Raw genomic sequence first — 23,223 nt, forward strand, 5'->3', positions numbered from 1 at the left:
GAATGGTCTATAAATGGTGGTTGAGTGGAGAAATATTGAAATTCATAATGCATTAACTAAGCTTAATACTTGATAAAGGTTGGTTTTTTTGATCCTAACCCCATGTTATTAAGTATAAAGCTGCTAAGTTAGTGCGTGAGTTAAAGTAAGTGATTTAAAAAGAAGAGTTTCAATGTTACTGACGCAGCACAATTAAATGCCTTTTCAAGTAACTAATAGGAGACACACAATGTCAGCAGGTAAATGCCCAGTTATGCACGGTGGCGCGACACAGAGTGATATGTCACATATGGAGTGGTGGCCTAAAGCGCTAAATCTAGACATACTTCATCAACACGACAACAAAACCAATCCGATGGGACTTGATTTCAATTATCAAGACCAAGTTAAAAAGCTCGATGTTGAGTCTCTTAAAAAAGATCTTCACTTACTCATGACTGACAGCCAATTATGGTGGCCAGCGGATTGGGGCCATTACGGTGGACTAATGATCCGTATGACTTGGCACGCTGCAGGAACATACCGAATTGCCGATGGTCGAGGCGGAGCCAGTACGGGAAATCAACGTTTTGCCCCAATAAATTCATGGCCAGATAACGGTAACTTGGATAAAGCACGCCGTCTACTTTGGCCGATCAAGAAAAAATACGGTAATAAGCTAAGTTGGGCCGATTTAATTGCCTATGCAGGCACAATAGCTTATGAATCTATGGGATTGAAAACATTTGGTTTTGCGTTTGGTCGTCAAGACGTTTGGCATCCAGAGAAAGATATCTACTGGGGCGCTGAAAAAGAGTGGTTAGCACCTTCTGATAACGCGAATAGCCGATACTCAGGAGACCGTGAGTTAGCCAATCCGTTAGCTGCTGTGATGATGGGGCTTATTTATGTTAACCCTGAGGGCGTAGACGGCAATCCTGATCCACTTAAAACAGCTAAAGATGTGCGTGAAACCTTTGCCCGCATGGCAATGAATGATGAAGAAACCGTAGCACTAACTGCTGGCGGTCATACTGTAGGTAAAGCCCATGGTAATGGCGATGCCTCGTTATTAGGCGCTGAGCCTGAAGGTGCTGAAATTGAAGACCAAGGCTTTGGCTGGTTAAATAAAACCAAACGCGGCATAGGCCGTGATACTGTCACCAGCGGTATAGAAGGTGCATGGACAACTCATCCAACCCAATGGGATAATGGCTATTTTGACATGCTACTCAATTATGATTGGCAGCTTAAGAAAAGCCCCGCAGGCGCCTGGCAGTGGGAACCTGTAGACATAAAAGACGAGCACAAACCTGCTGACGTTGAAGATGCATCGATTAAATGTAATCCAATTATGACAGATGCCGATATGGCCATGAAAATGGATCCTGAGTATCGTAAAATCACCGAACGATTTGCCAAAGACCCTGCATATTTCTCTGATGTGTTTGCTAGAGCCTGGTTTAAATTAACCCACCGTGATTTAGGGCCTAAAGCTCGCTACATTGGCCCTGATGTGCCAGAAGAGACCTTAATTTGGCAAGATCCTGTACCAGCAGGTAAAACTGACTACAATATTCAGGCGATTAAAGACAAGATTGCCGCCAGTAATTTAACGATCAGCGAAATGGTCGCCACAGCATGGGACAGTGCGCGAACCTTTAGGTCATCTGATCTTCGTGGTGGTGCTAATGGTGCTCGCATTTGTTTAGCACCACAAAATGAATGGCAGGGTAATGAGCCTGCACGCTTATCTAAAGTGATAGCGGTATTGCAGCCAATAGCAAAACAAAGCGGTGCAAGCTTGGCTGATGTTATTGTTTTGGCTGGTAATGTCGGTATTGAAAAGGCGGCTAAGCTTGCAGGTAGTGATGTATCAGTACCATTCACGCCAGGTCGGGGTGATGCTACAGCTGAAATGACCGATACTGAGTCATTTGATGTGCTAGAGCCCATTCACGATGCTTATCGTAACTGGCTTAAAAACGATTATGCCGTGAGCGCGGAAGAGTTAATGCTAGACCGTACTCAATTGATGGGGCTAAACGCCCACGAAATGACAGTATTAGTTGGCGGCATGCGGGTACTTGGTACTAACCATGATAATACCAAACACGGAGTATTTACTGAGCAAGAGGGCGCGTTAACTAACGACTTCTTTGTCAATTTAACTGATATGAATTATTCCTGGAAACCGGCAGGCAAAAATCTGTATCAAATATGTGAGCGAGATAGCGGCAAAGTCAAATGGACTGCAACACGGGTTGATCTGGTATTCGGATCTAACTCGATTCTTCGAGGTTATGCAGAAGTGTATGCTCAAGATGACAACAAACAAAAGTTTGTTGACGACTTTATCGCCGCGTGGTCTAAAGTCATGAATGCAGACCGTTTTGATATAGCGTAAACATAAATAGCTGCTTAGATTGCAAATCTAAAGGCAATATTTGAATGTAAACCATTGTGTTGCGCATTAAGGTGCGCGGCACAGTGGTTTTTTTATATACTGTTTACGGTCAATGAATCATTTAACCTCACACTTGATCATCAGCTTGAAGCTCACCAGAACCAAGATCAACTTCTAATGTGGTATGTATGCCACTATAATAACGACAAATTATAGAATATTAGGCCGTTATGAATAATAACCGAGAGATAGTTGACCATTTACGCGATCGTATTCCGACGTTTGAATGTAAACCAGGTTGCCACGATTGCTGCGGGCCTGTCACCACCTCCTCAGAAGAAATGTCACGTTTACCAGTGAAATCAGATGCTGAGCATGACGCGGCATTAAATGAGTTTAACTGCGTACATTTAGGGCCAAATGGTTGTACGGTTTACGATGAAAGACCATTAATATGCCGGTTATTTGGTACTACACCTAATATGCCATGCCCAAATAGCTGTCGTCCCCAAGAGATGATTGATATTAAAGTTGAAAATCAAATTCATCATTTCATCAAAAATACCCGCCAGGTATTAGTGTAAATGTGATGTGGTTGGAAAATAGCTGACGTTAACTTGACCGACATCCTTGTGGTCATTGATAAAGTTGATGTTTCTATTATTGGAGTGCTATGTGCGTTAGCCTAATGGCCAAACCTTGGTAGGATTGCGTTGTTCATCCACTGCAACAAAAGTAAATACACCTCTAATCGCATGTTCGCGATGGTCGTCATACATATTTTCGACGAAAATATTCACTTCAACTTTAAGCGAGGTATTACCCACATGAATAACCCTAGCGACTAATTCGGCTAAACTGCCTGCTGGAATGGCTTTTTTAAAATCAATTCTGTCGGAGCTAACAGTAACTAAAGACTTTCTGCAAAAACGAGTCGCAGCAATGAAAGCGGTTTCGTCCATCCATGCTAATGCATCGCCACCAAATAAAGTGTTGTGATGATTGGTGTTAGACGGAAAAATAGCTTTAATGACGCGAGCTTCAGATTGGTCAATGCGGGTGAGCATTTCGTCTGACATTAGGTTTGCTTTAGGTGAATTTGTTGTCGTTGTTGTACTTGATTTATGGGTTGTGTTTGAGCTGGTATCAGTGGCGGTAAGGGGCATATTACTCCTAAGGATTATGCGAAACTAAGGTTGAATACTGAATTTTTAGAGGGTATTAACCTAATTTAAAAACAATTACTCAAAATCATTTAAGGCTTCATTTCATTAAAATGAGAAGCCTTAAATGTGAGTAACAACATTGGTTTTAAAGATTTAACAACAGCCAGTGAGCATTAATCTGCTTTTGTTGATGGGTTATCTTTTTTGCTTGTATCAGTACTATTTATACCAGCATTATCGCCTGTATTGTCATTCTGATGTTCATCGGCATTTTTATCTGCGCTTTCACCTGGAGCAATGCTTTTATCTTTGTGATCACCTAAATGTGGCATTTTAAATTTAGCGCTGTACTTTAATACGGCTAAATTACTGGCAATCACACCAAGTACTAACCCAATGATGATCCACACTTCAAAACCTGATAAATCCATAATGATGCTCCAAGGTTTAGTTAATCAACCGCTAAGCGTAATTCACATTTACGAATATCATCAGGGGTATCAACTTCTGGTGAATCGAATGCGCTAATCGCGATTTTTATTTTATAGCCGTATTCTAATGCACGCAGTTGCTCTAATTTTTCTAGGTCTTCTAACTTACCTAGTGGTAATTGGGCAAAGGCATTAACAAAACGACGGGTGTAAGCATAAACACCTAAGTGTTTGTAGACAGGGTAGTCGTTAGTGTCACGGCCAAACGGAATGCGTGCGCGTGAGAAATACAATGCGTTGAAGTCATTATCGAACACCATTTTAACGTGCATTGGGTCGTCTAATTCTTTCTTATCGGTGATTTCAAACCCTAAGGTCGCCATTTCAAATTCACCAGGATGGCGTTCAAATAAGCTAATGATTTGTTCAATCGAAATAGGGTCAATTAAGGGTTGATCGCCCTGTAGGTTAATCACTAAATCATCATCGGCTAAGCCTAACTGGCTGATAGCATCATTAATACGGTCTGTACCCGATGCGGCATCAGCGCTAGTCATAACCACTTTACCACCAAAACCTTCAACGGCATCTTTAATGCGGACATCATCAGTAGCAACGTAAATATTGTCTAATCCTCTGGCTAATGAGGCACGTTCGTAAACGTGTTGGATCATCGGTTTACCATTAATCGGCGCTAATGGCTTTCCAGGAAAACGGCTTGAACCATAACGAGCTGGAATTAATAGAGTAACATTCATTAATAAAAACCTATTTTAATGGTAAACAAAAGGGCTCATCTGAGCCCTTATGACAAAATGACTTAGACGTATTATATACGACGGAACAGCTTAGTCAGCATTTCATCGGTAACTTTTTCTTCCCAGCCTTTACCGTAAACATTGTCCCATAATGGGCCCATGCTCTTAGTGACAGCAACCATCTTAGCAATAGTCTCGTCTGGTAAGTCTTTACAGATGTTTTTCGGTAATGTGATGTTATGAATTTCCATCATTTTACGGAATTCTTTCACACCTTCTGGGTAAAACTCTTCAAGCACATCAAATGCTAAACAGTTACCAATACCGTGATGGTAGCCTAATACATAGCCTAAACCGTAAGATACAGCGTGACATGCACCCACCTGGCTATAAGCAATGCTCATTCCGCCCATGTAAGATGCCATCATTAGCTTGTCATCTTTTTCTGGATGATCGTCTAGGTAAACTTGGCGGCATAAATCCATCGATTTTTCAGCGAAGGCCTTAGCAAATTCGTTGAGGTATGTCCCTTGTAAAGACTCAACACAGTGAATGAAGCAATCCATACCAGTGTAGAACCATTGATCAGTTGGAACACCTGCGATTAACTCAGAATCCATAATGATTTGATCAAACACAGTGTAGTCAGAATTTAAGCCTAACTTACGCACAGGGCCACACAGTACCGCAGTACGTGATGCTTCAGCGCCGGTACCGGATACTGTAGGAATACCAATGTGGTGAATTGCAGGGTTTTTAATTAAATCCCAACCTTGGTATTCAGATGAGCTACCTGGGTTAGTCAGCATAAGCGATACCGCTTTGGCTAAATCCATTGTAGAGCCGCCGCCTAAACCAACAACACTGACTGGTTGTTTAGTGTTAAACGCTTTAACTTGTGTTGTTAATGCATCAACTTGCACCGTTGTTGGTTCGTCATCTACGTTAACGTAAATGACTAAGTCTTGGCTTTTGTTGGGAACTCGGCCTGCTAATGGTTTTTCTTGATGTACGTCGTCAACCAGAAATACCACAAAATCATCGGCTTCTTTGCGCTCTTGCTCTAATACCACGTCCAATTGCAGGAAGGAGCCACGACCAAAAATCATTTTTGGTACACATTTAAAATTTTTAAAACTCATTACAACACTCTCCAGTTGAGATATTTACTGTAAAAAGTACTATCACCTCAAATGAGGTGATAGAAGATAAGTTATTTAAGCAAAAGCACGTTTGATGTTTTCAATACGCTCTGCAATTTGCTCATCTGTCCAAGACAGTTTAATTAACATCGAAATCGTACGGCTCATAATGGCATCTGATTTTGGTGTTTTAATTTGTGTATAGTCAGGGCGGTCAGCAATTAACATAATTGGTAACGCAGCAGGGGCTTTAAGCTCCTGAATATGTTTCCAATTTTTGAGGTAATGCCAGTTGTTGATATACCAGTAAAAACAACCATCGACCTTGTTTGCCGCAAGTTTCTTGTTTATCTCAATTGTGCGCTCTTCTGTTGGTAAGAAGAAGCTTAAGAAACCTGCTGAGTCACCTTCTGGATCAGGTAGTTCACGGAAAGTCACTTCTGGAATTTGTGCCATCGCATCTTTAATGGTCTTTTTGTTTTTACGTTGAATCGCAATAATTTTGTCTAGCTTACGTAACTGGGCTAAACCCATCGCGGCGTTCATTTCAGATATACGGAAGTTCAATCCCATTATTGGGTGACCTTCAGCGCCCCGGTCACTGCCAACGTGGTCATGGCCATGATCAGAGAACATATGGCTGTGGTTGTAGATATCTGAATTGTTAGTGACAATAGCGCCACCTTCACCACAAGTGATGGTTTTAACTGAGTCAAAAGAGTAACAACCGACATCACCGATAGTGCCTAGTGCTTGACCTTTGTAACTTGCACCTATGGCCTGGCAAGCATCTTCAAGAATAATCAAGTTGTGCTTCTTACAGACGGCTTTGATTTCATCCATTTTTGCCATAGAGCCACACATTTGCACTAGATTTACTGCTTTGGTGCGTGGGGTAATAACGGCCTCAATGCCTTCTGGCGATAAACACAAGGTTTCATCAATTTCAGCAAAAATGGGGATGGCACCAGCCATAAATACCGCTTCTACAGAAGCCACAAAAGTAAACGGCGGTACAATAACTTCATCACCTGCGCCAACACCCGCAGCAGCCATAGCCGTTTGAAGTGCAGCAGTACCACTTGATACAAGATGAGCGTGCTGAACGTTCATCTTCTCACAGAGTAATTGCTCCATGTCGCGAGTTTTCCAGCGATCATTTCGCATATGGTCAAAGTTGTAACGGAAGGTAAAACCGTTCTCCATTACGTCAGCGACTTCCTGCTTTTCTTCTGGACCGAATAATTCAAAACCTGGCATGGAAATTATCTCCTAAAATTCTACGCATCTTTGCGTTTACATAAACCCGCTAATTATAACTAGGTTAGTGGGGAGACTGCGACAGTTATTGAAAAATAATTCATTTTTCTTTATTGCTTAGCTTAGGAGGTTAAATAACATCTTGAAAATATATGCAGGTATTACATCTTGTTATTAAGGCTTATTTCTGATTATACTGCTGCACATCTTGTCGGAGTGCCTTTAAAGGCTGAGACCGTTAATTCGGGATCCGTTGAACCTGATCAGGCTAAAACCTGCGTAGGTAACAAGCATAATAATCTTGTGTGATTATTCATGCGTAAAACTTAAGTGGTTTTACCATATCCACTTAGTTTTACCCGTGTTTACCTCTTTGATTATTGACAGCAATTGAATTTGACCATTATTTGAATTGGGTCAATGACATTGCTCGCTCTCAACACATTTTCCTCCAGACAAGCAACTTTCTCTCATTTTATTCGAGGTTGCTCATGTCAAATTTAACTCGTCGCGAAACCCGTGCTAGCGCACAAGCTTTTATTGATAACTTAAAACCATTACAACACCCCAATTCTGAAAAAATTTATCTGCAAGGTAGCCGCGCTGATTTACACGTAGCCATGCGCCAAATTCATCAAACCGATACCATCTTGGGTGGTGATGACACCAATCCCCTTACAGAGCAAAATCCTCCGTTAAAGGTTTACGATTGTGCTGGTGCGTATTCTGATCCCAATGCTGAAATTAATGTGCGCTTGGGTTTAGCCAAGCTTCGTCAAACTTGGATTGAAGAGCGTGACGATACCGAAGCACTTGATGGTGCTAGCTCTCATTTTACCCAACAACGTTTAGCTGACGATGGTTTGGACCATCTACGCTTTGATGCGCTAGTGCCACCGCGCCGCGCTAAAGTGGGTAAGCGAGTGACGCAAATGCATTATGCTCGCCAAGGAATTATTACCCCAGAAATGGAATACATTGCCATTCGCGAGAATATGGCAAGGCAAGAGGTTAGCGATCCTGTGCTAACAAAAAAAGCTAAGGGTGAAGCTTTTGGTGCTGTGATTGGTGAGTTAATCACTCCTGAATTTGTCCGCAGTGAAGTGGCAAGAGGACGCGCTATTATTCCGCTTAATATTAATCATCCAGAGTCAGAGCCTATGATTATTGGGCGTAACTTTTTGGTTAAAGTGAACGCCAATATTGGTAACTCAGCGGTGACATCATCGATTGAAGAAGAAGTTGAGAAGTTGGTGTGGTCGACACGTTGGGGCGCTGACACGGTAATGGATTTATCGACTGGCAGATATATTCACGAAACCCGCGAATGGATAATTCGTAATTCACCTGTTCCTATTGGCACAGTCCCTATTTATCAAGCGCTAGAGAAAGTAAACGGCGTGGCAGAAGATCTTAATTGGGAAGTATTTAGAGATACCTTGATTGAACAAGCCGAGCAGGGCGTAGATTACTTTACCATTCATGCTGGCGTGTTATTACGCTATGTCCCTATGACGGCAAAACGCTTAACCGGCATGGTGTCTCGTGGTGGGTCGATAATGGCAAAATGGTGTTTAAGTCATCATAAAGAAAGCTTTTTGTATGAGCACTTTCGAGATATTTGTGAGATTTGTGCCGCCTATGATGTGTCCTTGTCACTCGGTGATGGTATGCGTCCAGGCTCGATTGCCGATGCCAATGATGAGGCGCAATTTGCCGAATTAGAAACCTTAGGCGAGCTGGTTAAAATTGCCTGGGAATATGATGTACAAACCATTATTGAAGGCCCTGGCCATGTGCCAATGCAGTTGATTAAAATCAATATGGAAAAACAACTAGAACTTTGTGATGAGGCGCCATTTTATACCTTAGGGCCACAAACAACGGACATTGCACCGGGTTATGATCATTTTACCTCTGGCATAGGTGCGGCCATGATGGCCTGGTATGGCGTCGCTATGCTGTGTTATGTCACACCCAAGGAGCATTTAGGTTTACCGAATAAAGAAGATGTCAAACAAGGGCTAATTGCTTACAAGATAGCAGCGCATGCAGCTGATGTCGCCAAAGGACATCCTGGGGCACAGGTACGTGATAACGCATTATCAAAGGCCCGTTTTGAATTTCGCTGGGAAGATCAATACAACCTAGGGCTTGATCCTGACACAGCCAGAGCCTATCACGATGAGTCATTGCCGCAGGAGTCGGCCAAAGTCGCCCATTTTTGCTCCATGTGTGGGCCTAAATTTTGCTCGATGAAAATTACTCAAGACGTGCGTGAATATGCCGCCAACCTTGAAAAACAAGCGCTGCAAAATGTTGAAGTGATTTCGCCGGCTGATTATCAGTCTTATCAAGCACAAGGTGATCTGCTGCCTAGTCAGTCAAAAGACACAATAGCTGCAAAAATGGCACAAAAGTCAGCGGAATTTAAAGCGACAGGCTCAAATCTGTATCATCAAAAATCGGTGGCAGAGGTTGCTGAGTAATGGCGCCAGTAATTCAATCTGTCCAATCAGCAGTTAAAAAGTCAGCAGGGCTTAAGCCGATAGTGTGGACTATTGCAGGATCAGACAGTGGTGGCGGAGCCGGTATTCAAGCCGACTTAGCCACTATTGCTGACTTGCAATGCCATGGTTGCAGTGTCATCACCACGCTTACAGCCCAAAACTCAGTACAGGTGAGTTTAGTTGAGGCTGTGTCAGAAAAAATGTTACTGGCACAGCTCAATACGTTAGTCACCGACATGCCGCCTAAAGCGATTAAAATCGGTTTGCTTGCCAATCAGCATCAGCTTAATCAGCTGGCTAATTGGTTGCGAAATTTTAGCACTAGTACTAATAACGAGCTCGATGGTAGGGCAAGCATAGCGGTTATCCTTGACCCTGTAATGGTCGCAAGCAGTGGTGATAAGCTTAACCAGCACAGGCTAGATTTTAGTCCATTTAAAGGAGTGATTAATATGATCACCCCAAACCAGATGGAGTTAATCAGCCTTGTTGAAGCGATAAACACTAACGTGACAGATGATAGTGGCGGTCAGCATAAGTTAACTGATACTCAAAATATGACGCTTGATTGCATGGTTAATATGGCCAAGCGGGTGAGTGATTATTTTGAGTGTGCTGTTGTCGCCAAAGGTGGCGATGCGCCATGGCAAACTGATAAAGCCCATGATGTCTATATTTGCCATCATGTTGAAGGTGGCAGCGCCGAGCATAATAACAGCGTGTTTATATTAAGCTCAGATCGCGTGGATACGGTTAACAACCATGGCAGTGGCTGCACCTTGTCATCTGCAATGGCCAGTTTTATCGCACAGGATTTTGTGCAGCACGATGCCATAGTATTAGCTAAAGCCTATGTCACTAACGGTCTTAAACACAGTATTAAGCTTGGTCAAGGGCCTGGATGTTTAGCCAGAACCGGTTGGCCAACATCGCTTGAGTTAATGCCACATATTTTACAGTTAGCTGTAGATGTTAAAGCTACCGATACAGCGCCAAAGGAGGTTGCTTTAGCGGTAAAACCATCCCTTGGAATTGATCAACAAGTTAATAACTCGCTATTAAGAACAGCTACTATTAATTTCACAAAACTGTCGACACCACTAGGTATTTATCCTGTGGTGTCATCGGTAGATATGTTAGAGAAGCTATTGAAAGCGGGCTGTAAAACAGTGCAACTGCGGATTAAGCAAGATGTGGAAGATATGCAAGTAGTGTCCTATGACAAGGTGCACAGTTTTGTTGATGAACAGCACAAAGCGATGTGGTTAGCAAAATACGGTTCAGGGCAGTTAAGTTCAGAACCGAAAGCCTCAGCGCCTATTGCCGCTAAATACCTTTTAGATCAACACCAGTCAGAACAACAGCAGTTAGAACAACAGCAGTTAGAACAACAAATACAACGTGCTATTCAGCTCGGTCGAGACTTTAATGCCCAATTGTTTATTAATGACCACTGGCAACTTGCACTTAAGCACGGTGCATTTGGGGTACATTTAGGTCAAGAAGATGCCTTAGTTGCAGATTTATCGGCCCTTGCAGCAAATAATATCGCGCTTGGGTTATCTAGCCATAGTTACTTTGAAATACTACTCGCGACTCAGTTAAAACTATCCTATATCGCCCTAGGGCATATATTCGCCACCACAACTAAACAGATGCCATCCAAGCCACAGGGGTTAACAAAACTAGCCTGTTATGTGTCGTTACTAAATGGTCATTATCCCACCGTTGCTATTGGGGGAATTGATGGTGATTGCTTAAAAGAGGTTGCCGAAACTGGTGTAGATGATGTTGCAGTGGTGCGGGCAATAACTCAGGCCAAAGATGCGGCTGTTGCCTATAAAAACTTGAGTCAGCAATGGCAACAGTTAACCGAGTCGTCATTTCAAACAGAACCAACACAGCAAACGGGATCTAGTTCTCAAACTAGATCGACTCCGCCTAATCGACAAACCCAATACCAAGATAGTGATATTACCGCTAGCCAAACGCATTTGGAGGGCATATGAAAACTAGCTTAAATGATCATGAATACATTCAGTACTCCAAACAAATGCTACTAACTGATGTGTCAGAAAAAGGCCAGTTAGCTTTGATGAATGCCACCGCTATTATCGTCGGCGTTGGAGGTTTAGGGCAGCTGGTGGCGCAATACTTAGCCGCATCTGGGGTGAGTATAATTCATCTTATTGATGGTGATGATGTCGAGTTGTCTAACCTGCCTCGGCAAATATTGTTTAATGCTAATGATATAGGGAGTAATAAAGCCAGTATTGCTATGAAAAAATTACATCAAAGGAATGTGGTTTGTGATTTAAGCGCCCATCAGGTGTTTATTAATCCTGGTAACTATCAGGCATTATTTGACAGCCTTGTACCCAAATCTTCATTAGCTAGCGGCCTTTCATCAGCCGTATTGTTTGATTGCTGCGACAATTTTACTACCCGGCAATTAGTTAATCGGATCGCGATTGAATATAAAATGCCGCTGATAAGTGCATCAATTTCTGCTGATCAAGGCCAATGGTTCGTCTATTTACCTCAGTCAAATTCATCTGAGACGCAAGCATTAAGCATTAACTCTCACGGTTGTTATCACTGTGTTTATCCGTCCGACAGTATTTTAAGCCAAAATTGTAGCCAAGCAGGGGTGTTAGGCCCAGCAGTTGGGGTTATGGCATCGATGCAGGCGTTAGCAGGTATGAACCAGATGATTGGCCGGCCAATAGAGTACGGGGTCTTACATCGTTTTGATGCTAAAAGGCTGTCTTGGTCAAAAGCCAAAATGAATATTGATAAGCATTGCCATGTTTGCCAGTAACGTATCTGTCAGTGATGGCAAAAGTGGATGACCTAAATGATGAGCAAGGTTGTTGAACACTAACAGTAACAAACACAATAGTTAAGGTGCAGTGATGATTGAAATCAACATCAATGGAGAACTACAGCGTCTTCAGCCCAATACCTCATTAGCCCAAGTGCTAGTGCTAAAACAGATAGAGCCTAGAAGTGTCGCGCTGGTGGTTAATCAGCAAATCATTCCACGCAGCGAGTGGCATCAATATCAATGCCAAGCTAATGATCAACTTGAATTTTTTTCCGCCGTAGCGGGAGGGTAATATGTTAACGATAGCCGATCATCAATTTGAATCCCGCTTATTCACTGGTACAGGTAAGTTTGCTAATTCGGCCACTATGTTGGCCTCTATCGAAGCGTCAAAGTCACAGTTAGTGACGCTAGCGATGAAGCGAATCGATTTTAAAAACGGCTTAGATGATTTACTGAGTCCGTTACAGCAATTAGGGGTAAAACTACTGCCTAATACCGCAGGGGCCAGAAATGCTAAAGAAGCCATTTTTGCCGCCGAACTAGCCTTTGAAATGTTAGGCACTAAATGGATTAAGCTAGAAATTCATCCTGATCCAAAATACTTAATGCCCGATCCAATAGAGACATTAATCGCTGCCCAAACGCTATGTGAGAGAGGCTTTATTGTATTGCCCTATATCCATGCTGATCCTGTGTTATGTCGTCGTTTAGAAGAAGTTGGCTGCGCTGCAGTTATGCCACTGGGAAGCCCTATTGGCAGTAATCAAGGCTTAGCCACCGAAGCTTTTTTAAAAATAATTATTGAGCAATCAAGCGTGCCAGTGATTGTTGATGCCGGTATCGGTGCACCTTCACAGGCATGCCGTGCAATGGAGATGGGAGCTGATGCTGTGTTAGTCAATACTGCCATTGCCAGCAGCGCTAATCCTGTTTTAATGGCCGATTGTTTTAAAAAAGCAGTCCAAAGTGGTCGACAAGCTTATCAAGCAGGCCTGGGTGTAGTTAGTGCTAATGCCCATAATACCAGTCCGTTAACGGGGTTTTTAACCTCGAGTATGGTGGGCTAATGCGCTACTCAGAAACATTTAGCCAGCTCAACATTGATGATTTATCAATGAAGCTGTATGCCAGTTCAGCTGCTGATGTTGAGCGAGCATTGCAACATGCTAGTGGCAATCTAAACAGTTTAATGGCGCTGTTATCGCCTGCTGCACAGCCGTATATTGAGCAAATGGCACAGGAGTCGGCTCGTTTAACTCGACAGCGTTTTGGGGCTAACTTAGGGTTGTACTTACCCTTATATTTGTCAAATTTGTGCGCCAATGAATGTGATTACTGTGGTTTTACCATGAGTAATAAAATCAAACGTAAAACCTTAAATGATGATGAGATTTTAGCTGAAGTGGACATCATTAAATCCCGTGGATTTGACTCTGTTTTGTTAGTTTCCGGTGAACATGAAACTAAAGTTGGTATTGAATATTTTGCTCATGTTTTACCACAAATAAAGCAACATTTTAGTTATGTGGCAATGGAAGTACAGCCGCTTGAAACAGATGAATACCGTCGTCTCGTTTCCCAAGGGTTAGATGCTGTAATGGTTTATCAAGAAACCTATCGGGCGCACACTTATGCAAAACATCATACCCGCGGTAAAAAACAAGATTTTAATTATCGTCTCGATACTCCTGACAGGGTCGCTAAGTCTGGGGTGGATAAAATCGGATTAGGGGTGCTGTTAGGGTTAGATGACTGGCGTATAGATGCGTTATTAATGGGGTATCATCTTGATTATCTTGAGCGACAATATTGGCGAACCCGCTACAGTATTTCACTGCCAAGGTTACGGCCATGCACCGGCGGAATTGAACCTAAAGTCGTGTTAACCGATATAGGCTTAGTGCAAATGATTTGTGCATTTAGACTGTTTAATCATCAGCTTGATATTAGTTTGTCTACCCGTGAAACCCCTGAATTTAGAGATAACATATTGCCACTTGGGATCACCAATATCAGTGCGGGCAGTTCAACCCAACCAGGGGGTTATCAGCAGCCAAATAGTCAGTTGGATCAGTTTGAAATAAGCGACCAGCGCAATGTTGGACAGGTGATAGCAGCCATGCAACAAAAGGGCTTTAATCCAGTGTTTAAAGATTGGGAAAATAGCTGGATAAAATGATAATCGAAACGGTTAAATACTGTACATTTTAGCCAGTATGAGCGATACTGAGTTAAGTTTTATTGGTTATCAGAGGACGTATTATGCAAATTCAATCCGCGTATTCATCGGGCGTTCAAGGTTTACAAAATTCTCAACAAGGTCTGGCGCAGGCAACTACCGCAGTTGCAGCTCCCGATCCTAAGCCGACAGCACCTGCGGCTCAACAGGATACGGTAACATTAAGTAGCCAAGCTGTTGAACAGTCAGATAAAACCAGTGCATTAGTCTCTGCCGTTGAATCAGAACAGCAAGGCGAAGCTTCAGTTAAAGTGATAGAAGCCGCTACCGAAACGGTTGGCAGCATTATCAATATTGAGGCCTAATGAGTTAAGTGAGCGGTGAGCGTTTAATGAATCTTTAGCGCCACAGCACCACTTATCTCACTTGTGATGAAAAATGGACATTCGTCAATCAAGCTTACCAAGCAATAATTTTCAACCTGCGACGAGTCAATCTAAGCAGGTTGACGTTGTTTCTGCTTCAAACCTAGCTTCAGCAAATTTAGCTTCAATAAGTTCGGTATCAACCATTCCGTCTTCAAGTGCGGCTTCAAGCACAAGTTTAGCGGCCAATGTGGCACTTACAACAGCTAAGCCAATTGCTAAATCAACCGTTACCCCAACGGCAGCAGCTGTTAGCCAAAATGTATCGCCTGTGGTATCTCCCGCTGCCGTCAAAACAGCAAGTTTTGCTACTGTATCGCCGATCAACACCAGTAGCGCTGCAGCTAATCAAAACCCGAGTGTTACCCCAACTAACAGTCCCAGCACTATTTCATCTAATGGGTTTAATTTGCGCACTGGTGCAAGTCATATTGCGGCTATTAATCCTGCACAAATAGCTAAACCTGAAGTGAGTCAAACAAGTGCTGTTAGTGTTGATGCAATACAAGCAGTCAATATTTTTGCCACAGCAGAACCTAGCGAAACAGAGCCTAGTGAAACAGAACCGACTAATACCAAAACCGATTATCAGCAGTTGTTTCAACAGCAAACACAAACCGAGCCTAATGTAGACGTTGAAAAAGAGCGCATTAATCCTTTTGAAGATAAAACACCACCAAGTAAGGCGAATACCGGGCTTAGTCAAAGTGCTGTTAGTCAGAGCGCGGTTGATCAGGATACCGATAATCGTCAGCAAGACGCTCAAGTAAACGGTCAAGCAGAACAAGCTTCAACATCAGAACAAGCCATTGCTGCTGAGCAACAAAAACAGCAGCAACAAGCGCAAGAACAACAGCAACAGCAGGCTAGTGATCAAGTTGAGCAGCAGCAACAAAAAATTGTCCAAGCCGAACAACAAATAATCAGTGAATTATCAAGGCGTGATATTGAGGTAAAAACCCACGAACAAGCCCACAAAGCCGTGGGTGGAATGTTTGCGCAAAGTCCTTCTTTTTCTTATGAAAAAGGCCCCGATGGTAAACGTTATGCGGTTGATGGTGAAGTTCAAATTGATGTGGGTGCTGTCTCTGGCGATCCACAAGCGACATTTAATAAAATGCAAAAGGTATATGCCGCTGCAATGGCGCCTAATCAGCCATCTAGTGCCGATATTCGTGTCGCAGCTGAAGCGGTACAAAAAATGAATCAAGCTAAAGCTGAAATGGCTGAATTGCGTCAGGAAAAAATTATTCCCGCTGAAGATATTCAGCATATCAATGAATTAGCTAATACCTACAAGCAGGCTGATGCTCAACAAAATGGATTTCAGCAGTCACAGTTAGCGCCTTTCACATTGGCTGAAAACAATACAGCAACAGCAGATGCAAAAAGTCGATTTAGTCAAAAGATGGCTGAGTCACAAGATACGCGAACACCTCAAGTACCACTAGCAACTTTAGCTTACCTACAAAATCAAGCGGCTCCCAACACATACTCAACCAATTCATTTATGTATGATAAATCTGATCAGGCGTTAGCTTTTTCAGTATAAGGCTGACTGGTTTCGATTTCGTGCTGCAATAAAATTAAACTTTCTAGTAAACGACATGCTGGGCCTTGTCGGTCTCTATTCGGCACAACTAAATTTAAGGTTATTCTGCGCTGATAACTGCCATGCAGTTTCAGTTTGTGTAACTTACCTTGCTTCACATCATTTTCAACCAAAAAGTTGGGTATCCAACAAAATCCTAGCTGGCGGCCTAGAATAACTTTGGCTTCATGAAAATTTGATACAGTAATACGCTGCTCTGCTTTTAACCAACCAATATCATTGATTGAGTTTGACCCAGTATCTTTAATCACTATCTGCAAATGCTGCGCAAGCTGCTTTTCATCTTCAATACTGTCTAACTGAGCCAATGGATGGTTAGGATGACACACTAATTCAAAATCACATTCACATAATGGTTGTGCTAAATGGGCACGCGGTGGAGTGGCACAAATGGCAATATTAACCATTTGCTGGTTAATTAAGTCATGGGTGCCGGATATTACTGAATCAAGCACTGTCACTCGGGTACCGCGGCTGAGGGGAATAAATGCTTCAAGTGCATCGACTAACTTTTCAGTAGGATAAATGATCTCTTTGGCTATGGTGATACTGGGCTCCCACCCCTGGCCAAGGTTGGTGGCAAGCTGTTCAAGTTCATCTACTGACTGTGTCAGATGGCGAGATCGGCGCAGTAGTACTTCACCTTGCTCGGTAAGATAGGCTTTGCGGCCTTTGACTTCTAATAACTGAATGCCTAACTGATGCTGTAATTTTGCTACTGCATGATTTAGTGATGACTGGCTTTTATTGAGTTGTTCGGCCGCCTGTGAATAGCCACCATGATCAACCACAGCTTGTAAAATTCGCCATTGCTCTAGGGTTGATTTAGCACGATTCATATAAAAGCCTTTATTTTCAAGTTCAGGTAGTTGGATGGGGTTAACCAATATTCAGATAGTAGCATTTTGCAGGGGAAAGCATAGTCGCAAGGGCGCTTTTAAGATCTGTTATGGGTATGGCATCACTTTATCGTTATGCTTTAGTTGTACAATTTTTGCGTAGAATGGCTTGTTAGTGCCTAATGTTAAAATTGAGCTAAGCCCCAAGCAAAGGTAAATGTTTGATACTTTTGTATTGCAGTGACAGCGTTATGCAGTGTTGAATCACTTTAGTTGGAAGCGGAAAATTAACCTTTAATACTATGGCTCTATTCCCCTGATATTGAATAACATCTGGATACAGCTCTCTAAATGTATCAACCAGTTTAGTGTTGCAGTTGAAAAAAATAAAATACTGCTCGGGGTATTTAGGTTTCCAGTCAATTCTTATCGGGCTACCATTTTTAACCGCGTAACTCGGTTCACCCCATTTCAGCGTTTCTTCAACTTCGCCTAAATGATGTTGACTGGCAATATCTAAAATAAGCTGCCGCAGATGAACTAATAACGGCTTTATCTTTTCAGGGTAGCTTTCAAATTTGTGTTGAACTTCCATTTTCATGATCCGACACTCCCTTTAAATAATGATTGTTATGACTAATTTGACAGAAGCTGTAATTACGAAGGTAAGATGTTTATAAAATAACCTGACTTCACTGTTAGCATCTTATCGTCTGTTGAACCAAAGTAAACGTATGGTAATCATCATGATCACTTTCAAACTGGCGTAGAGCCCACATGGATGTGCTTGCGGCGTGTAGCAGAAGTGTTTGCACATAGGCTACTTCCAGTATTTGAAATAAGAACTAAACGATTAGCAACCTAACAGATATGAACTAGCAAAATAAAAAAACGCCCGTGACATAAGTCGCGGGCGTTTAGGCATTGTTAAAGTTCAAATCAAGAATCAAGAATCAAGAATCCAGATAGCAGATTACTGGTAGCTGCTGGCGTGTACGTTACGCACTGCGCGTCCCGATGGGTCGATAATGCCGCGCAAACTTTCATCCCAAGCCAGTGCTTCTGGGGTAGAGCAGGCAACTGATTTGCCACCTGGTACGGTTTCAGCTGCACTTGGTAACGGGTAGAACTCTTCAAAGAAACAACGGTAAAAATAAGCTTCTTTGGTTTCTGGTGTGTTGTAAGGGAAACGGAATTTTGCGTTTGCCAATTGCACATCATCAACATGTTTACCCGCATGTTCTTTCAAGCCATCAATCCAAGAGTAGCCTACGCCATCACTGAACTGTTCTTTTTGGCGCCACGCGACTTCTTTTGGCAGTTTGTGTTCAAATGCCTGACGCAGAATGTGTTTCTCGATACGACCATCTTTAGACATTTTCGCTTCTGGATTGATGCGCATTGCCACATCCATAAACTCTTTATCTAAGAAAGGCACGCGGGCTTCAAGTCCCCAGGCGGCCATCGCTTTGTTGGCGCGAAGACAATCAAACAAATGCAGTTTATCTAACTTACGCACTAATTCTTCGTGGAATGCCTGCGCGTTAGGGGCTTTATGGAAGTATAAGTAACCACCAAATAATTCATCAGCACCTTCACCAGACAACACCATTTTAATACCCATGGCTTTAATTTTTCGTGCCATTAGATACATAGGCGTCGCTGAGCGAATTGTGGTGACATCGTATGTTTCTAAGTGATAAATCACTTCTTTAATAGCATCTAACCCTTCTTGGAATGTATACACAATCGGGTGATGAATGGTGCCAATGGCATCGGCCACTTTTTGCGCTGCGACTAAATCGGGTGATTCCGCTAAGCCAACCGCAAATGAGTGAAGCTGTGGCCACCAGGCGCCAGTTTCACCATCGTTTTCAATACGATGTTTTGCATAGGTTTGGGTAATCGCTGACACAACCGATGAATCTAAGCCACCAGATAACAATACGCCGTAAGGTACGTCTGACATTAATTGACGTTTAACCGCCGCTTCTAAGGCCTCACGTAACTCATCAATACTGGCTGGGTTATCTTTTACCGCATCATATTCCATCCAGTCACGGACATAATATTGCGTTGGTTGACCATCGGCTGAATATAAGTACTGGCCTGGTAAAAACTCTGCCACGGTTTTACACACAGGCATAAGTGCTTTCATTTCTGAGGCTATGTAGAAGTTACCCGCAGTATCAAAGCCAGTGTAAAGCGGGATAATACCCATGTGATCACGGCCGATTAAATAAGTTTGCTTGGCTTTGTCATACAAGACAAACGCAAAGATGCCGTTAAGTTTATCTAAAAAGTCACAACCGTATTCCTGGTATAAAGATAAAATCACTTCACAGTCAGAGTTGGTTTGGTATTGATATTTATCACCTAAATCAGCTTTAAGTTGCTTGTGGTTATAAATTTCACCATTGACGGCTAATATGATGTTGCCATCCTGGCTAATAAGCGGCTGGGCACCATGGTCAACATCAACAATCGCTAAACGCTCGTGGGCAAGAATCGCATGTTCATCTGCATAAATGCCTGACCAGTCCGGGCCACGGTGACGTAACAGCTTTGACATTTCAAGTGCCACTTGGCGAAGTTCACTTGCATCTGATTTGATATCTAAAATTGAGAATATTGAACACATAATACGACTCCAACAACATTATTTAATCTTTATCTGTTTGGTACTTTGACAGCATTTTATTCACTAGCCAAGTCTTATTTTTGATTAAAGCTCATTAAATTGGCTATTTTAATGATTATGTAGCTATCTAGTTGAGTTTGTTTTGAGGATTATTTATAAAAATTCAATATCTATTGATGAATCTTTGATTTTAGCGGCTAAGGTGCGCCATTTTTGAGGAATTGTTAATGATATTGCTGAAGATTATTAAGTGATAAAAATTGATTTTTTTACCCAATTTTGTATCAAGGTTTGAGGTCGGCTTAAAAAAAGAGCCTATTAATTAATAGGCTCTTCATCAATTTTGCAAATGATTACTTGGCTGGACGTAAGCTATTAAACTCTGAGCCAGCTAGGTAACCTGGCCAATCTTGGTTGTTGCCTAGGGTCTCTGCCGCTTGGTAATACACCTGTAAATCTTGTAATGCGCCCGATAAATCCCATGACGCATGATAATGATCGCACACATTGTGATAACAGCCTTTCATGGTTTTTTCCATTTCAGTTTTATAGGCTGCGGTTGCATCATCAAGTGGGTCACTGCCGCCACCAGCAAATACTGCTGGTACGCCGTATTTAGCAAAGCTGAAGTGATCTGAGCGGAAAAAGCCGCCTGATGCAGGGTTACGTTCTGACTTAACTTCACGGTTTTGCAGTTTTGCTGCATCGGCAAGGTAGTTTTCTAATTCAGACTGACCCTTACCAACTATAGTGTAATCTTTAGTTTTGCCATACACATTGGTGCTGTCTAGGTTAAATACGGCAACGGTTTTATCCAGTGGATAAATTGGATTTGCCGCATAAAAGCGCGAGCCTAATAAACCTTGCTCTTCACCCGTTGTTGCTACAAAGGTTAATGAACGTTTTAAACCATTGCCTTGTTTTGCTTGCACCGCAAACTGACGGGCAATTTCCATAATACCCGCAGTACCCGACGCATTATCTAGGGCACCGTTATAGATTTGATCGCCTTCTTTAGTTTCATCTTTGCCTATGTGATCCCAATGTGCAGTAAACAATAACTGTTCATCAGCCTGACTAGTACCTTTTATGGTAGCGACAATATTATAACTGTCGGCATATTTGGCTTTATTGGCAAACTTAATCGACGCGGTTTGGGCAAGTTCAACATTGACAGGCTCATCAGCGGCACGTTCCATTAAGGTTGGTAATGAAAAGCCTGATTTAGTAAAGAGTTGATTGGCCGCATCTAAGGTCATCCAGCCTTCTACTTGAATGCGATTATTAGTTTCGTCTGTATCGAGTACTAAATCCTGTTGAGGGCCTGTCCAGCTATTTTCTACCACAGACCAGGGATAAGAAGCGGGTTTAGTGTCGTGAATGATAATGGCACCTAATGCGCCCTGGCGACTGGCTTCTTCAAATTTATAACTCCAACGACCATAGTAGGTCATGGCTAAGCCATTAAACTTCGTCCCTTCAGGATTCGCAAAACCTGGGTCATTCACCAAAATAACCGCTATTTTGCCTGTCATATCGATGCCGCTGTAATCATTCCATTGTGATTCAGGTGCATTAATACCGTATCCCACAAATACCAATGGCGCTTTGTCGATAGTGATTTGCTCGTTAGCGTGACGGCTACTTAGTACTATGTCTTTGCGATACTGCATTGGCAAATCGGCCAAGGTAATCGTTTGCTGCTCACTTGGGGTGTAGGTCACCATAGGCACAGCTTGTAAAAAGCTACCTTGGTTGGCGCCGGTTAATCCCATGTTGGTAAACTGTTTAGTTAAATAGTCTAAGGTCAGTTTCTCGCCTTTAGTGGTCGGTGCTCTGCCTTCAAATTCATCAGAAGACAGTACTTTTATATCTTGACGAAAACGTTGTTCGTCAAACGTCACTAATGCCGTTGTTGAACTGGCTAGAACATCATTGCTAGCCGGTGATACTTGCGAGTTATCTTTAGTGTCGCCATTACAGGCGCTCACTAACAGCGCAATCGCGCAAAGGGGAAATAAATGCTTCATCAGTATTCCAATTATTAGCTTTAACATCTTGCAGATTATAATGAAGCAAGCCAGCATCTTATAAAAGCGTACTGGCTTGATAATGTGTTACCTAATGTAAATCTAGTCGTTCTTGCTAACGTTTAATTAGCCAAATTAGCTAGGCACTTAAAGCCTAGACTACGTCAATATCGCCGGCACAGGCGAATACATGATTGGGTCTGAACGGTTCTTTATCTATATCGCCCATCTGGCTAACACCACTGGTGACCAGAATGGTTTCTAGACCTGCTTGGAATCCTGCCAAAATATCGGTACGCATATTATCGCCGATGATCACGGTATTTTCAGAGTGGCCCTGAATATGATTGAGGGCAGAGCGAATGATCCAACTTGAAGGTTTACCAATATAAAATGGCATTTTGCCGGTAATGCGCTCAATGGGGGCGCATAGTGCACCACAGGCTGGACTAAATTGTGGCCCATGGGTATCAGGATTGGTGGCAATAAAGCGTGCACCGCCAGCAACAAAGCGCGCGGCTTTATGGATCATTTCCCAGTTGTACGAGCGGGTTTCGCCAATAATTACAAAGTCTGGATTAATGTCAGTGATGGTAAAACCTGCGTTATATAATTCATGGGTGAGGGCGCCTTCGCCAATCACAAAGGCTTTAGTGCCTTGTTGGTGCTTTAAAAAATCAGCGGTAGCCATGGCTGAGGTATAAAAGCAGGTTTCGGGCACATTAATGCCGGCAGCACCAAGACGATTTTGTAAGTCTTTACCGGTTTGCACTGGGTAGTTAGTCAGTAATACCAGTGGGTTACCTTGTTCAATAATGCGATGAATAAACTTATCACTGCCGGGGATTAACTTGTTATCGTGCAGTAATACGCCATCAATATCGCAGATAATATTCTTCATCAATTCAATCTCATCTTTTTAGCTAAAATGCGTTGTTCTATACTTTATATAACGCTAAATACTCGGTAAAAACAATGTGTTTTAAATGAAAATGCCAACCTCAGTAGGTTGGC

Annotated in this window: 20 protein-coding genes and 1 riboswitch; of the genes, 10 read left to right on the top strand and 10 right to left on the bottom strand. The window is 42.5% G+C overall.

The window, feature by feature from the left end; all coding sequences use genetic code 11:
* The first annotated feature begins 229 nt into the window (after window positions 1–229).
* Both katG and FJ709_RS08340 read left to right on the top strand, forming a co-directional pair.
* Window positions 230–2,386 carry a catalase/peroxidase HPI gene (gene katG, locus FJ709_RS08335; protein WP_226415379.1) on the top strand — a complete coding sequence of 719 codons (2,157 nt, stop codon included), beginning with the start codon at window positions 230–232 and terminating at the stop codon, window positions 2,384–2,386.
* A gap of 230 nt (window positions 2,387–2,616) precedes the next feature.
* The gene (locus FJ709_RS08340) at window positions 2,617–2,970 is read left to right on the top strand and encodes a YkgJ family cysteine cluster protein (protein WP_226415381.1); all 354 of its coding nucleotides are present in this window, start codon (window positions 2,617–2,619) and stop codon (window positions 2,968–2,970) included.
* A 96-nt stretch (window positions 2,971–3,066) separates the two neighbouring features.
* On the opposite strand, the gene FJ709_RS08345 is transcribed toward FJ709_RS08340, so the two are convergent.
* From FJ709_RS08345 to kdnA, 5 genes are all read right to left on the bottom strand, one after another.
* Entirely contained in the window at window positions 3,067–3,552 is a 486-nt protein-coding gene (locus tag FJ709_RS08345; protein WP_404830023.1) for an acyl-CoA thioesterase, read from the bottom strand.
* 173 nt (window positions 3,553–3,725) lie between these two features.
* Window positions 3,726–3,983 carry a DUF2897 family protein gene (locus FJ709_RS08350; RefSeq protein ID WP_226415383.1) on the bottom strand — a complete coding sequence of 86 codons (258 nt, stop codon included), beginning with the start codon at window positions 3,981–3,983 and terminating at the stop codon, window positions 3,726–3,728.
* Between the two features lie 20 nt (window positions 3,984–4,003).
* Window positions 4,004–4,741, bottom strand: coding sequence for an 8-amino-3,8-dideoxy-manno-octulosonate cytidylyltransferase KdsB (gene kdsB, locus FJ709_RS08355; RefSeq protein ID WP_226415386.1), 738 nt, complete (start codon window positions 4,739–4,741; stop codon window positions 4,004–4,006).
* A gap of 71 nt (window positions 4,742–4,812) precedes the next feature.
* Complete coding sequence (kdnB, locus tag FJ709_RS08360) at window positions 4,813–5,883, bottom strand: 3-deoxy-alpha-D-manno-octulosonate 8-oxidase KdnB (protein ID WP_226415388.1); 1,071 nt, start codon at window positions 5,881–5,883, stop codon at window positions 4,813–4,815.
* A 75-nt stretch (window positions 5,884–5,958) separates the two neighbouring features.
* Window positions 5,959–7,143, bottom strand: a complete 1,185-nt coding sequence (kdnA, locus tag FJ709_RS08365) for an 8-amino-3,8-dideoxy-alpha-D-manno-octulosonate transaminase KdnA (RefSeq protein ID WP_226415390.1) — start codon at window positions 7,141–7,143, stop codon at window positions 5,959–5,961.
* 202 nt (window positions 7,144–7,345) lie between these two features.
* Window positions 7,346–7,446: riboswitch (TPP riboswitch) on the top strand.
* Between the two features lie 188 nt (window positions 7,447–7,634).
* Here kdnA and thiC point away from each other — a divergent pair.
* The 8 genes from thiC (at window position 7,635) to FJ709_RS08405 (ending at window position 16,639) form a co-directional block, all read left to right on the top strand.
* Window positions 7,635–9,632 (top strand): phosphomethylpyrimidine synthase ThiC, encoded by a 1,998-nt coding sequence (thiC, locus tag FJ709_RS08370; protein WP_226415392.1) that lies wholly within the window; start codon window positions 7,635–7,637, stop codon window positions 9,630–9,632.
* Entirely contained in the window at window positions 9,632–11,662 is a 2,031-nt protein-coding gene (locus FJ709_RS08375) for a bifunctional hydroxymethylpyrimidine kinase/phosphomethylpyrimidine kinase (RefSeq protein ID WP_226415394.1), read from the top strand. Before thiC ends, FJ709_RS08375 begins: the two co-directional genes overlap by 1 nt.
* Complete coding sequence (locus FJ709_RS08380; RefSeq protein ID WP_226415396.1) at window positions 11,659–12,474, top strand: HesA/MoeB/ThiF family protein; 816 nt, start codon at window positions 11,659–11,661, stop codon at window positions 12,472–12,474. Before FJ709_RS08375 ends, FJ709_RS08380 begins: the two co-directional genes overlap by 4 nt.
* A 94-nt stretch (window positions 12,475–12,568) precedes the next feature.
* Entirely contained in the window at window positions 12,569–12,772 is a 204-nt protein-coding gene (gene thiS, locus FJ709_RS08385) for a sulfur carrier protein ThiS (protein ID WP_226415398.1), read from the top strand.
* 1 nt (window position 12,773) lies between these two features.
* A complete protein-coding gene (locus FJ709_RS08390) occupies window positions 12,774–13,550 on the top strand; it encodes a thiazole synthase (RefSeq protein WP_226415400.1) in 777 nt (258 codons plus the stop codon).
* Window positions 13,550–14,662, top strand: coding sequence for a 2-iminoacetate synthase ThiH (gene thiH / locus FJ709_RS08395; protein WP_226415402.1), 1,113 nt, complete (start codon window positions 13,550–13,552; stop codon window positions 14,660–14,662). Before FJ709_RS08390 ends, thiH begins: the two co-directional genes overlap by 1 nt.
* A gap of 83 nt (window positions 14,663–14,745) precedes the next feature.
* On the top strand, window positions 14,746–15,027 hold the full coding sequence (locus tag FJ709_RS08400; RefSeq protein WP_226415404.1) for a chemotaxis protein: 282 nt from the start codon (window positions 14,746–14,748) through the stop codon (window positions 15,025–15,027).
* 73 nt (window positions 15,028–15,100) lie between these two features.
* Window positions 15,101–16,639: a putative metalloprotease CJM1_0395 family protein gene (locus FJ709_RS08405; RefSeq protein ID WP_226415406.1), complete on the top strand. Its 1,539-nt coding sequence runs from the start codon at window positions 15,101–15,103 to the stop codon at window positions 16,637–16,639.
* Here FJ709_RS08405 and FJ709_RS08410 read toward each other — a convergent pair.
* The 5 genes from FJ709_RS08410 to FJ709_RS08430 all read right to left on the bottom strand — a co-directional run bounded on the left by FJ709_RS08410 (window position 16,615) and on the right by FJ709_RS08430 (window position 23,110).
* Window positions 16,615–17,538, bottom strand: coding sequence for a LysR family transcriptional regulator (locus tag FJ709_RS08410; RefSeq protein ID WP_226415408.1), 924 nt, complete (start codon window positions 17,536–17,538; stop codon window positions 16,615–16,617). The genes FJ709_RS08405 and FJ709_RS08410 overlap by 25 nt on opposite strands.
* Window positions 17,539–17,734: 196 nt before the next feature.
* A complete protein-coding gene (locus FJ709_RS08415) occupies window positions 17,735–18,139 on the bottom strand; it encodes a DUF1801 domain-containing protein (protein ID WP_226415410.1) in 405 nt (134 codons plus the stop codon).
* 372 nt (window positions 18,140–18,511) lie between these two features.
* Window positions 18,512–20,179 (bottom strand): asparagine synthase B, encoded by a 1,668-nt coding sequence (gene asnB / locus FJ709_RS08420; protein ID WP_226415412.1) that lies wholly within the window; start codon window positions 20,177–20,179, stop codon window positions 18,512–18,514.
* 353 nt (window positions 20,180–20,532) lie between these two features.
* Window positions 20,533–22,209, bottom strand: coding sequence for a M28 family metallopeptidase (locus FJ709_RS08425; protein WP_226415414.1), 1,677 nt, complete (start codon window positions 22,207–22,209; stop codon window positions 20,533–20,535).
* Window positions 22,210–22,363: 154 nt separating this feature from the next.
* Window positions 22,364–23,110 carry an HAD-IIA family hydrolase gene (locus tag FJ709_RS08430; RefSeq protein WP_226415416.1) on the bottom strand — a complete coding sequence of 249 codons (747 nt, stop codon included), beginning with the start codon at window positions 23,108–23,110 and terminating at the stop codon, window positions 22,364–22,366.
* Window positions 23,111–23,223: the final 113 nt, after the last annotated feature.

The organism is Shewanella glacialimarina (assembly GCF_020511155.1).
In the GTDB taxonomy this organism is placed as follows: domain Bacteria; phylum Pseudomonadota; class Gammaproteobacteria; order Enterobacterales; family Shewanellaceae; genus Shewanella; species Shewanella glacialimarina.